Annotated in this window: 12 protein-coding genes; 4 read left to right on the forward strand and 8 right to left on the reverse strand. The window is 43.2% G+C overall.

What is annotated here, in order from left to right; genetic code table 11:
* Window positions 1-20: 20 nt before the first annotated feature.
* Together QVO66_RS03945 and QVO66_RS03950 are read right to left on the reverse strand one after the other, a co-directional pair.
* The gene (locus tag QVO66_RS03945) at window positions 21-437 is read right to left on the reverse strand and encodes an HXXEE domain-containing protein (RefSeq protein ID WP_021854109.1); all 417 of its coding nucleotides are present in this window, start codon (window positions 435-437) and stop codon (window positions 21-23) included.
* A gap of 1 nt (window position 438) precedes the next feature.
* The gene (locus QVO66_RS03950; RefSeq protein ID WP_288172563.1) at window positions 439-936 is read right to left on the reverse strand and encodes a GNAT family N-acetyltransferase; all 498 of its coding nucleotides are present in this window, start codon (window positions 934-936) and stop codon (window positions 439-441) included.
* A 464-nt stretch (window positions 937-1,400) separates the two neighbouring features.
* Here QVO66_RS03950 and QVO66_RS03955 point away from each other — a divergent pair, with 464 nt between their 5' ends.
* The 3 genes from QVO66_RS03955 to QVO66_RS03965 are packed head-to-tail and all read left to right on the forward strand — an operon-like array spanning window position 1,401 to window position 6,867.
* Window positions 1,401-2,537 (forward strand): efflux RND transporter periplasmic adaptor subunit, encoded by a 1,137-nt coding sequence (locus tag QVO66_RS03955; RefSeq protein ID WP_021854111.1) that lies wholly within the window; start codon window positions 1,401-1,403, stop codon window positions 2,535-2,537.
* 14 nt (window positions 2,538-2,551) lie between these two features.
* Window positions 2,552-5,701 (forward strand): efflux RND transporter permease subunit, encoded by a 3,150-nt coding sequence (locus tag QVO66_RS03960; RefSeq protein WP_021854112.1) that lies wholly within the window; start codon window positions 2,552-2,554, stop codon window positions 5,699-5,701.
* A complete protein-coding gene (locus tag QVO66_RS03965; protein ID WP_021854113.1) occupies window positions 5,698-6,867 on the forward strand; it encodes a TolC family protein in 1,170 nt (389 codons plus the stop codon). The genes QVO66_RS03960 and QVO66_RS03965 overlap by 4 nt, the downstream gene beginning before the upstream one ends.
* A gap of 159 nt (window positions 6,868-7,026) precedes the next feature.
* Here the strand turns inward: QVO66_RS03965 and QVO66_RS03970 are convergent, their stop codons facing one another.
* The 4 genes from QVO66_RS03970 to QVO66_RS03985 form a co-directional block, all read right to left on the reverse strand.
* Entirely contained in the window at window positions 7,027-7,698 is a 672-nt protein-coding gene (locus tag QVO66_RS03970) for a nucleotidyltransferase domain-containing protein (RefSeq protein ID WP_021854114.1), read from the reverse strand.
* Window positions 7,682-8,257 carry a GNAT family N-acetyltransferase gene (locus QVO66_RS03975; RefSeq protein ID WP_021854115.1) on the reverse strand — a complete coding sequence of 192 codons (576 nt, stop codon included), beginning with the start codon at window positions 8,255-8,257 and terminating at the stop codon, window positions 7,682-7,684. The genes QVO66_RS03970 and QVO66_RS03975 overlap by 17 nt, the downstream gene beginning before the upstream one ends.
* Before the next feature lie 137 nt (window positions 8,258-8,394).
* On the reverse strand, window positions 8,395-8,805 hold the full coding sequence (locus tag QVO66_RS03980; RefSeq protein ID WP_288172586.1) for a hypothetical protein: 411 nt from the start codon (window positions 8,803-8,805) through the stop codon (window positions 8,395-8,397).
* A 362-nt stretch (window positions 8,806-9,167) separates the two neighbouring features.
* A complete protein-coding gene (locus tag QVO66_RS03985) occupies window positions 9,168-9,869 on the reverse strand; it encodes a M15 family metallopeptidase (protein ID WP_288172565.1) in 702 nt (233 codons plus the stop codon).
* A gap of 1,061 nt (window positions 9,870-10,930) precedes the next feature.
* Between QVO66_RS03985 and QVO66_RS03990 the strand changes: the two genes are divergently transcribed.
* Complete coding sequence (locus QVO66_RS03990; protein WP_288172566.1) at window positions 10,931-11,125, forward strand: hypothetical protein; 195 nt, start codon at window positions 10,931-10,933, stop codon at window positions 11,123-11,125.
* Window positions 11,126-11,197: 72 nt separating this feature from the next.
* On the opposite strand, the gene QVO66_RS03995 is transcribed toward QVO66_RS03990, so the two are convergent.
* A complete protein-coding gene (locus tag QVO66_RS03995; protein WP_021854119.1) occupies window positions 11,198-11,734 on the reverse strand; it encodes a 30S ribosomal protein S16 in 537 nt (178 codons plus the stop codon).
* Between the two features lie 161 nt (window positions 11,735-11,895).
* Window positions 11,896-12,573 carry a lipocalin-like domain-containing protein gene (locus QVO66_RS04000; protein WP_021854120.1) on the reverse strand — a complete coding sequence of 226 codons (678 nt, stop codon included), beginning with the start codon at window positions 12,571-12,573 and terminating at the stop codon, window positions 11,896-11,898.
* Between the last annotated feature and the right edge of the window lie 13 nt (window positions 12,574-12,586).

The raw sequence follows: 12,586 nt of genomic DNA on the forward strand, positions 1-12,586 counted from the left end.
ATATTTTCTTTCCCCACTATTTATCGGGTGAGCCAAAAAAATGAATATGTTTTAATCATTGCCCAAAAACAATATGGCAAACAAAACGCTGTTGTAAAGATGGCAGGAATATATCCTTTCCACACAACGAACTGTATAAAATGTACTACAAGATGAATCGCAAATGCCGCCAGACAACAATACCATACAACAATCTTGCCGAAATAAAGACACATTAATGTACATAATGAAACAATAATAAATTCTTCAGCAGCAACAACTATAAACCTTCTGGTGGTCATTTGTTCCATCCACACAATAATATGTCCCAGATTTGAAAAACGCTCACGTAAAGCAGCCTGATTTTTATCCAACCATGAACGCACCATTATTATTTCCTCCAACTCATGCAGCAAAAAGAATAATGGCAATAACGATACTACAATAGAAACATCCATCTTATATTATTTTTCGCATCATAAAATTTGTCATAATCATACGATTGGCCTGAACACGCTGCTCACGCTCAACCTTATAACCATGGTGTTCAAAAAACGGACGGGCAGTAATACTCACCTCTGATGTCATTTCTTTTATTCCATGCTCCGATGCATAAGCTTCTATTTTCTGCAACAGAGCCGTTGCGATGCCCTGACGCTGGTAATCTTTATGAACAAACATTGAATGAAGATAGCCATCCCCTCTAAGGGCTGTAAAACCAAGCATCTGACCTTCAACATCAGTAGCAACAATAAAATACAAAGTAGAAAGCAACTGTTCCCAACGTCCGTCGCTTTCACAGCACGACGCCCAGTCTGCCACTTCTTCTGCCGTATAGTCACGACGATTAACAGTCATAACAGTATTACAAAAAAGTTTTTTAAGCTCCTGTATGTCTTTCATCGTAGCTGTACGAAATTTACATTCTATTTTCATTGCATTATCATTATTTTTCATTCCACAACTTAACACAAACAGATGTTTCTATTTTTTATTACAGAAATACATCTAAAAACAAAGGTATAAAACTTATTCGTTATTCCGGCATTAAAGGACAAAATCAACAAATATATTTTATTTAGTTATAGCATATTTTTTAATGACACAACAAGAACAAAAGAAAATTGTTGTTTACGGACAAATGTATTCACTGACAGATATCCCATACAGACATATTGGTCTTCCATAAGTTTTCATAACATCTGTAAACTGTTACATCGTCTCTTCCATCAAAAGTTTTCTCCATATCATTCATAACTTCAATGACTCTGACATCTGCATAAAGACAATAAATTTAGGACATATTGCAACATACATATTCCAAAATGCGCAATTGCAACTAAGTTGCATCCGTTTTACGTTATTTTTGCATAAATAATAAATATGACAAAACATTATTAATAAAGCTACATAAAATAAACATGAAGAAAAACATCTTAATTACATCTGTACTAAGCATGCTGGTCATGGTTTCATGTCAGCACAAACACACACACAGCGAAGAGGCAGACGCACACGAAGGTGAAGAAAAAGGCCACTCTACCGAAATTGTTATCAGTCCGGAGCAGGCTCACCAGGCAGGCATAGTTGCCGAGATTATCAAGCCGGGCAACTTCAGCGGAGTTATCCCGGCCGGAGGCAAGATTCTTGCAGCATCCGGCAATGAAGCCACAATAGTGGCAACCGTGCCAGGTATAGTAAGATTTCAACGCGGCATAACAGAAGGAACAGCCGTAAGCAAAGGAGGAACAGTGTTCACCATCTCAGCAGACAAACTTCAGGATAATCCGGCAAAACAGGCTGCAATCGCATATCAGACAGCAAAGAAGGAGTATGAACGCGCAGCAAAGTTAGTGAAAGACAATATCGTAACACAGAAAGAATTCAACAGCATAAGAGCCAACTACGAATCTGCAAAGATTGCCTACGAGGCATTCTCTGGAAGCAAAGGCGGAAGCGGAGTGGCCGTAACATCGCCAATAAGCGGATATGTAAAGACATGTCTTGTAAAAGAGGGCGACTATGTAAGCGTCGGACAGCCTATGATGAACGTCACCCAGACACGCAAGCTATATCTAAAAGCCAATGTCCCAGAGCGATATTACTCGATACTGGGTACAGTCAAGTCGGCTAAGTTTAAGACAGCATACAGCGACAGAATATACAACATAGGAGCAATGAACGGCCGTCTTGTTGCCACCGGCAAGTCAACAGGCGACGGATCACCCTATATTCCCGTAACATTCGAGTTCAACAATCAGGCCGACGTCATGCCGGGAGCATTCGTTGAGACTTATCTTTTGACGTCAGAACGCCCCGGAGTAATAAGTGTTCCAGTGTCTGCACTTACCGACGAGAACGGAGTAAACTTTGTTTATATACAGACAGACGCCACTTGCTATGAGCGCCGTGAGGTGGAAATAGGCGAAACCGACGGTGAGAGAGTTGAAATAAAAAGCGGCCTGAAAGGCGGCGAGAAAGTAGTTACCAAGGGCGCCACTCAAGTAAGACTGGCATCAGCCAGCACTAGTCTGCCCGCACATTCGCATCAACACTAAACCAAGGATAAGCAATGCTGAACAAAATAATAAAATTCTCACTGCAAAACCGCCTGCTTATACTTGTTGCAGCGGTACTGTTGATTATTGGAGGCATCTACACAACAGGGCAAACCGAGGTAGATGTATTCCCTGACCTTAACGCCCCTACTGTAGTTGTCATGACCGAAGCCAACGGCATGGCGGCAGAAGAGGTGGAACAACTTGTAACATTCCCTATCGAAACAGCTGTGAACGGAGCCACGCATGTACGCCGTGTGAGGTCTTCTTCAACGACGGGATTCTCTGTTGTATGGGTTGAGTTCGACTGGAGTACTGATATTTATCTGGCACGCCAGATTGTTTCAGAGAAGCTTGCTGCCGTAAACGAGACTCTACCCGACAACGTAGGGCAGCCAACCTTAGGTCCGCAATCGTCTATTTTAGGAGAGGTTCTCATCGTTGGCCTTACAGCAGACAGCACATCAATGACCGACTTGCGCACATTGGCAGACTGGACGGTGCGCCCCCGACTGATGTCTACGGGAGGTGTGTCGCAAGTAGCTGTATTAGGAGGCGACATAAAGGAATATCAGATTTTACTTCATCCCGGCAGAATGAACCATTACGGAGTGACACTGGCTGAAGTTATGGCCGCAACTGACCAGATGAACCGCAACACCAATGGAGGCGTGATATATGAATATGGTAACGAATATATCGTTCGTGGCGTTGTGTCGACAGAAGACGTAAAAGAAATGGGCAATACCGTCGTAAAGACAGTCAACGGCGATGCAATAACCCTTGCTGACGTGGCAGACGTACAGACCGGACCGCAGGTTCCGAAACTCGGAACAGCTTCTGAGAAAGGAAAACCAGCAGTATTACTCACCGTAACCAAGCAGCCCGACACCGGCACCATAGAACTTACGGAAAGACTTGAGGCTGCACTAAAAGACCTTAAAAAGAATATGCCGGCTGACGTACATGTATCTACCGACATATTCCGTCAGTCACGCTTCATCGAAAGCTCTATAAACAATGTTAAGCAGTCACTTTACGAAGGTGCTATATTTGTTGTTATAGTGCTGTTCCTCTTCCTTGCCAACGTCCGCACCACTGTCATTTCACTGATAACACTGCCGGTATCGTTGCTCATATCGCTCATTGTTCTTCATTATTTCCACATGAGCGTCAACACGATGAGTCTCGGCGGACTCGCAATAGCCATAGGTTCACTTGTCGACGATGCCATAGTGGACGTTGAAAATGTATGGAAACATCTGCGCGAAAACAGAGCATTGCCAAAGGAACAACGGCTTCCGGTGCTGAAAGTTGTATACAACGCATCACGCGAAGTGCGAATGCCTATCCTCAACTCAACAGCAATAATCATCGTAAGCTTTATCCCGCTGTTCTATCTAAGCGGAATGGAAGGACGCATGCTCATACCTCTCGGCGTGGCATTTATCGTGGCACTAGTGGCATCAACAATCGTTGCACTCACGCTCACGCCTGTACTGTGCAGCTATCTGCTAGGCCGCGACACCAAAGAGGGCATGCCAAAAGAAGCATTCGTAACAGTATGGCTCAAGAAGCACTATGAACACTGGCTCACATGGGCACTTGCCCACAAGCGTCCGGTAGTAGCCTCAACTGCAATACTTTTTGTTGCTGCTCTTGGATTGTTCTTTACTCTCGGCCATAGCTTCCTTCCGAAGTTCAACGAAGGCTCGCTTACAATAAACATCAGTTCTTTACCAGGAATATCACTCGAAGAGTCTGACAGAATAGGACGTCGTGCCGAAAATATCCTGCTGTCAATACCTGAGATACAGACTGTAGCAAGAAAAACAGGACGAGCAGAACTTGACGAGCATGCACTTGGCGTAAATGTGTCAGAAATCGAGGCACCATTTGAGCTGAAAGACCGCTCGCACGAAGAGATGCTCAACGACGTGAGAAAGAAACTTTCCGTAATAACAGGTGCCAATATCGAGATTGGCCAGCCTATCAGCCACCGTATTGACGCCATGCTCAGCGGTACACAGGCCAGCATTGCCATCAAGCTGTTCGGTGACGACCTTAACAAGATGTTTGAAATTGGCAACCAGATAAAAGATGCCATAGGTACTGTAGACGGCATTGCCGATCTCAACGTTGAACAGCAGATTGAGCGTCCGGAACTCGAAATAAAGCCTAAGCGCGACATGCTGAAACTCTACGGCATCTCAATCGCCGACTTTAACACATTTGTCCGTGTCAATATGGCAGGCGAGACAGTATCACAGGTATACGACAACGGCAGCAGCTTTAATCTTGTGGTACGTGCTGCCGAACACGACCGTTGCGACATGGAACGCATACGCGACCTGATGATAGACACGCCCGACGGCCGCAAGATTCCGTTGGCGAATGTTGCAGAAGTAAGATCTGCCATGGGGCCAAACACCATCAACCGCGAGAACGTAAAACGTAAAATTGTCATCTCTGCCAACGCGAGCGGACGCGACTTGCGCAGCGTAGTGAACGACATTCAGAAACGCATAAACTCAGAGATAAAGTTGCCGGAAGGCTATCATGTTGAATACGGAGGTCAGTTTGAGAGCGAGCAAAACGCAAGCCGTGTACTTCTGCTGGCATCATTGCTCAGCATCGTCGTAATATTCCTGCTGCTCTACATGCAGTTCAGAAACGCCCTCGAGAGCGGAGTAATCCTGCTCAACCTTCCTCTTGCGCTTATCGGAGGCGTATTCGCGCTGGTACTTACCACAGGAGAAGTCAGCATTCCTGCCATACTCACCACAGGAGAAGTCAGCATCCCTGCCATAATCGGCTTTATCTCGCTGTTTGGTATTGCCACGCGCAATGGTATGTTGCTCATCAACCGATACAACACCCTCCGCGAAGAGGAACATCTTCCGCTGAGAGAATGCATAATGAGAGGCTCACTCGACCGTCTTAATCCTATACTTATGACAGCATTATGCTCGGCTCTCGCCCTCATACCGCTGGCTCTGCGCGGAAGCCTGCCCGGTAATGAAATACAAAGCCCTATGGCGAAAGTCATACTTGGCGGACTTCTCACGTCTACTTTCCTCAACGCATTCATCATTCCTATTGTATATGAGTGGATGAACCGAAAGAATATTATCAAAACAGACAACCAAAATAAGGAACAATGAAAAAAATAATATTGGCCGCCATGGCCTTTGCCGCAGTTGTCAGCGCAAAAGCTCAAGACATAAACGCCGTACTGAAAAGCGTTGAGCAGAACAACATGGAACTGAAAGCGCTGCTCAAAGGCAATGAGGCTGCAGACATAGAGAACAAATCGCAAAACACACTCGAGGACCTCTCGATAGAATACAGCCCATTCTTTCAGAGCGAAACAAGCGGTATCGCAAGTTCAGAGCTAGTCATTACCCAGGGTTTCGACTTCCCTACCCTTTACGGAGCGCGCAAGAAAGCCGGACAACTGCAGCGTAATGTGCTCGACATGCAATATCAGACGGCACGGCGCGACATTCTGGTCAATGCCAAGAAGCTCTGCCTTGACATCATCAACTACAACAAACAGAAACAACTGCTGCAGGAAAGGCGCAAGAACGCCGATGAACTGTTGGCCATGTTCGAACTTAAATTCAAGAACGGTGACGCCACATCACTTGAACTTAACAAAATAAAGCTCGACAGGATGAACCTTGAGACAGAACTTGTTCAGGCTGACACCAAACATGCCAATGCCATGCAACAGTTGCAGGCTCTTAACGGAGGACAGCCAATAGAGGTAAACATGACAGAATATCCACAAGCCCCGGCTGACGACGAAGTTACGATGTATGAAAAAGCCGTTGCCACAGACTGGACTGTCCGCACAGCACAGGCTTCTGTGCTTGCCGCAGAACAGGATGTGAAGGTGAACAAACAGAGTTGGATTCCTAAGTTTGAGATAGGTTACCGCCGAAATACTGAGGGCGACAATGCAAGCAACGGTTTCCTGATTGGAGGTTCGATACCTTTGTTCTCAAGCAAGAACAAGGTAAAAATCGCAAAGGCAAGACAGACTGAAGCCGTAATGCAACATGCAAATGCACGTATTAACGCCGAGAACTCGGCACGCACTATGATAAACCAGATGAAGCAGCTGAAAGCTTCGGCCGATGCATACGACGTGCCTTTGATGCGACAGACACTGAAATTGCTGCGCACTGCGGTTGAAAACGGAGAAATTTCCGTAACAGAGTATTACGTGGAAGCCGACAACATCTACAAAAACATGATTACGTATATGGACATTGAGCGCCAATATCAGGACGCCTTGACTGAAATATACAAAAACGAACTGTAGAGCTAAGATGAAGAGAGCCTGACAAATAGGCCCCCAAAACGACAAAAGAAGCATTCGGGAAAAGGTGTCAACATCAGTCGCTGGTAAATGCTTAATGCCATACCATGATGTCTACCGCCTTTTTCCGAATGCTTCTTTTTATCTAAATACTCTATACATCTAATGCATTGTCCGGATTATATCGCCGGCCCAGTCTGCAAGCATCAGACTATACCCGTCAAAGCAATCACTGTTGCACCCGTCAGCCACAGAAGCAGCACAGAGCAAAATCTGCCTGTCTTCATCAGGAACAACATCTTTCAACCTGCTGAATGAAGCGACATAGTCGCCTGTATCATAATAATGTTTCATGCGAACTGTAAACCTGGCCGACTTAAAAAGTTCCGCAAGAACGCCCTTGTTCCGCGCATGAAGAAAATTGTGCAGACAAGCGTGATAAATATTACATGCCCCTATCTTTACTGCACGGCGTATATCTTCTTTGGTGAAAAAGACACCAAAGCTGTCAAGCGAACCAATGATAGGCTGCGTGTCAAGAAAGAGCTGAAGCAAATCAGACTTCTCCCATCCACGCAATTCCTCCGAACCGGCAACAAATCCACAAATCATGCTGCTGCGGTCCATCGTATCAAGCATATTGCGATAAGCAAATATGTCACGACGGCTCATGCCGTCAATGACAACAACAACATCTATATCACTGCCGGCAGTCTGCTCTCCACGCCCATAACTCCCCTGCAATCCGAAGAAGCGCAGACGCCTGCCGAAGAGTGAAACAAGCTTACCTCTGAAACACTCCAGCCATACATTAATATCAAAATCCTGCGACATTTTCTTTATTACTTGTATTTTTCCACTCGCTTAACGTCATAAGCATAAAATGTTCTGTACGTATATCGCCCAATGGTGAAATCTTTCCGCATTCTGTATGATGAAAAGTAAACCCACACTTCTCCATAACACGACGCGACTTCACATTTCCATCGTAATATCCACACCAAACCCGCTTTACGCCTAAGTCATCAAAACTATGGCAAAGCAGACGTTTAACAGCCTCAGGTATCAGGCCCTGCCCCCAATATGGGACACCAATCCAATAGCCTATTTCGGCATCATCCTCATTCATATCCACACTATGTACTCCATTGCCAAACATTATGCCGACACTTCCAACTGGCTCCGCCGTAGCTTTCAATACAACAGCATACGTTTCTGGAGCAGAAAGAACATTGCGTATAATATCACAACTGTTTTCTACAGACGTATGAGGCGGCCACCCTGCAATAGGCCCAACCATCGGACTGCTCGCATATTTGTAAAGTGCCTCGTCATCATCCACATTCCAAGGACGGAGAATCAGACGTTCGGTCTCAAAACACTTATCAATCATATAATACTAAATCATTTATGCAAAATGTAAATACTCTATTCACCAAACACAATTGACTAGAAATCTCCAATGCTGTATTTCAAGCCAGGCACATATTGTATACTTCCAATCAATAGATTTTAATGTATCTTCAGTTATTAATAAACACCATATTGTTGGATACGTCTTATTTTATATGCAAATAACGGAGCAAAAAATGTTGTCAGAACCACCAACAGCCACAGATTGCCAGTCATAGGATTGTATGCAACAAGCATATCGCTGAACGAAAGACCTGCAGACATGCTGAAGACAACTTCAAATACTACAGTCAGAATCATCCATAATCCACCTATTATCAAACATCCTTTTCTGCTTAATTTTACCACACGCGGCAACAGAAAACATGATATGAGCAATATAAACAGACTCAGCAATACACCGCTTAACGCCATTGCACAAGCATTGCCCATATATTCAGAAAGTACGTGTTGACGAAACCCGCCATTGAGAATGGCTGCCGGAATAAAGCACAACCAGACAAACAACGATTTTAATACATTAATCATCACACGCTATACGCAAAATATTCAATAAAAAACTACTTTAAATGTTTCAACAAACAGCAACAAATACTGCCATGCACAAACAAACTGACAAGCCCCCACTTAGAAAACGTCCTGTTCACTTGCAAACATACGACAAATCACCGAGGCATCATTCTAATGACATTCGATCATCAGGCAGCAAAAATACAAAGAAAACGAACACCACACAATGAATAGATAAAATATTTTTCTTTGAGAATTACATTGACAAACTCATTCAAAAAGCCATATCTATGCAAACATTATAAAATGCCTGCAAAAAAGACAAGACATAAAAGCTGAAACCATATGCAATTTCAGCAATTGCTAAAGATGCCAAAACTCTAAAGGCTTATCTCGAAATGCTGATAGTCCTTTGAACGGCGCCATGCCCCACCCCATGTAAACCCAGCCTCAATAAACAGCTTATATGCCAGATCATTGCGGTCAATCTTATAAGGAATATCCTTACGCTTATCTCGGTTGAAGGCATAAGGGCGCCCTTCTTTCGGCTCAATAGTCCATGTGCCGTTGCTGTTCTTGCGGACATAAGGATTATAAAGCGCATTAATGTCTATTGCCAGTCCCTGACCATGCTTTGAAACTCGTGTCTTTGATCCTGTCATAAATCTGAAATTAAAGCACGAAGTGTTGTTGGCACGCATCGAGGCCTGATCGTCTGCGTCATAATCGTCGATGAGCACCATACGTTCAATACGGTAACCTGAATCATAAAGTTTTCTGAAAAGTCTCAACACCTTACCGGCTATAGCCCTGTTTACAACCATCTCGCCAAGCTGTGTCTGCCCCTTGGCATTACGGTGCAGCATCTTCAGATAGCAAAGCTGGCTGCGCTTCATCGTGCAGTTGCGTTTCCACGACTTGAGCCACATGCGTTTGAACACCTTGTCACTAATATCTTCGCTTACAAAGCATCGGGATATGCCTACCGACTTGACATCTGAATCAGACACGACCGTGCCTGCACGCCATGACGACAGCCACAAAGGATCTGATGATGCAGCCTCTGCACTTACTGATGACAAACACGCTAGAAACGATACTACAAAAAACAATATCTTATTGACACTTTGCTTAAACATATTCTACTGATTAATCTGTAATTTTTTACTTAGCCACAGCATGACGGAATGTCCATACGGCACAATCCGCCCAATATATTTTGTAGCACTTAAAAGCACATCGCGGCATTATGTCAGAATATTGGCACAAGCCGAATAAGCCCAACAATATCTTTTATGGCCAGAACACACGTATAATTTCATCACCAAAAATCGTGCCATCGGCATAAACATGAAACATCATATTTTGACAAAAATACAGAAGCCGCCGTATATGCCTCAAGGAGTTATAAGGATTATGACAAACTGCTGTTTTTTATATTGGCAAATTGCTGTCGATATTTTTACAGACTCTGCTGGCAATGCCCATAAAGGCATACAGCAAGATGTCTACTGGAAACAATAAACAGACGGAATAAATGAATATACAAATTATACATGTCTCAATACGGATTAAAGACATATTAAACTCATTAACAATGCTAATTACATAAGACGGAAAGAAGTAAAAGAATTTTACTTGCATAACATTGATAATATTTCATATAAAGAGAGAAAAACTCAATAGAAAGCAACTACTGACAAAATGAAGAAAACGGTAAAAAATCAGGACATGAGTTTTCTTTAATCTAGAAATCATAATGTTAATATACATTTATTTTCTATCTACATAGAGGTTAAACATTAAGATATATTTACATTTAGCATACACAAAAGTCAATAAAGAGGCACATTTTTAATTAAAACTCATGCATATTCAAGACATAAAAGCATGAGTTTGCCTTGCTAAATGAGCCGTTTCTGACCGCCAAACGGCATAGTAATATTTTTTAACTCTTCTTGTCTTTACCAAGAAACAATGTAAGTCATTGTATATCAGCATATTGTCAAATATATACTATTTTTGATATTTTTCGCTCAAAATCATTGTTTTGCAGAGAGCATGGCCACTCTGAGAGCGTTAAAAATAAAAAGTTTTCTGTCTGAATAGAGAATTATATTTACAAAACAGCGACAACGTAACAATGAAATTTCCATACAAAAAGAACGACAATAGACGAGACAATATAAAAAAAACAGAAACAACTCAAACAGCAAACATCATAATTAAACAGAAAGAACCATTATACCAAAACAAAGATAAAGAAACGCCACGAGCATCATATCCCACAAAAGGAGGCACAGCAGAAAGAAAAAAGCAAAACAACCCTAAGACATAACAGAAGAAAGAAAACAAAAAAGCCGGCTCAAATGATGAGCCGGCCCTATTCTAAAATCTCTTTTTAAGAAAATTAAGCCTCAGCAGGTGCCTCTTCAGCAGAAGCCTCTGCATTTGCAGCAGCCTCGGCCTCAGCCTTAGCAGCAGCTGCAGCAGCCTTCTTCTCAGCTACCTTCTTAGCTATCTCCTCATTTACTTTCTTCTCAGCGTCAAGAGCTTTAGCAGCAGCGTCTTTCTTGCTCTTAGCCTCGTTTTCACGAATCTGGTCAAGACCCTTAACCTTGTTAGCTTTCCAAGCGTCAAACTTGCTCTGAGCTGCAGCCTCGTCGAAAGCGCCTTTCTTTACTCCACCGCGAAGATGCTTCATCATATAAACACCCTCACCTTTAAGGATATTGCGTACTGTGTCTGTTGGCTGAGCGCCTGTCTCAACCCAATAGAGAGCACGGTCGAAATTCAAATCTACCGTAGCAGGATTGGTGTTAGGATTGTATGTACCAATCTTCTCTGTAAACTTACCATCACGTGGTGCTCTTACATCTGCGATGACAATGCTGTAGAAGGCATAACCTTTACGGCCACCTCGCTGTAATCTGATTTTTGTTGCCATTTTTTATTTGTAATTAGGTTTGAATTTATGCTATCAACTCGTAATAGCGGCGCAAAGGTAATGCTTTTAGCTGATATAAGTGTTATTTTGCCTCGTATTAACTAAACATTTAACTATTTTTATTCAATATCCATGCCGGCATCACCTCTTAGAGCTGAAATTTACTGCTTAACCAGCTTCAGTCCGCACTCAAGACCATCCATTCCGCCTATAAGCGAAGCAGCTGTTTTAAGTGTTGAATTCTGTGACACAGAACCAAGTACGTTTACATACTCAAGAAGCTTTGACGCATTCATAACGATAAGAAGATTGTCGCCGTCAAGCTGTGTTGTTCCTACTATCTGTGAAATCTTGCCGCCGTACTTCAGCACAATGTTCTTATCCTCAATGGTGTATGTACCGGTAACTTTCTTTCCCATAAGCGTCTGGGTGAAGTTTCCCGACTTGTCAAAAGTCATGGTCACGCTGCCTTTCTTGAAGCCATAGCCTTCCAGCTTGCTCTTCAGCTGAGTTTCTACCGCTGAAGAAGCCACCTTTCCGCCTATGTTCTTCAGCATGTCATCGCTCGACAGCACAACTGCCGGCTCTTCATAAACCCATGTGCCTATGATTTTATCCTCTGTAGCCACCTTGTTTGATGAGAAAATACTCGTAAGCGACGATAACAAGCCGCCAACGCCTGAATTGTCTGAAGATGTTGTCTCAGTGGTTGTCTTTTCTGATGAGCCACCAGACACTACATTTTTCAGGATATTACCCAAACTGATCTGAGCGTCGGCCTGAACCGTGAAAAACAATGCGGTGCATAACAATGCACCCTTAATAAACAACTTTTTCATTTCAATCCAATTT

The sequence above is a fragment of the Prevotella sp. CAG:255 genome (genome assembly GCF_000431195.1).
Taxonomy (GTDB): domain Bacteria; phylum Bacteroidota; class Bacteroidia; order Bacteroidales; family Bacteroidaceae; genus Prevotella; species Prevotella rara.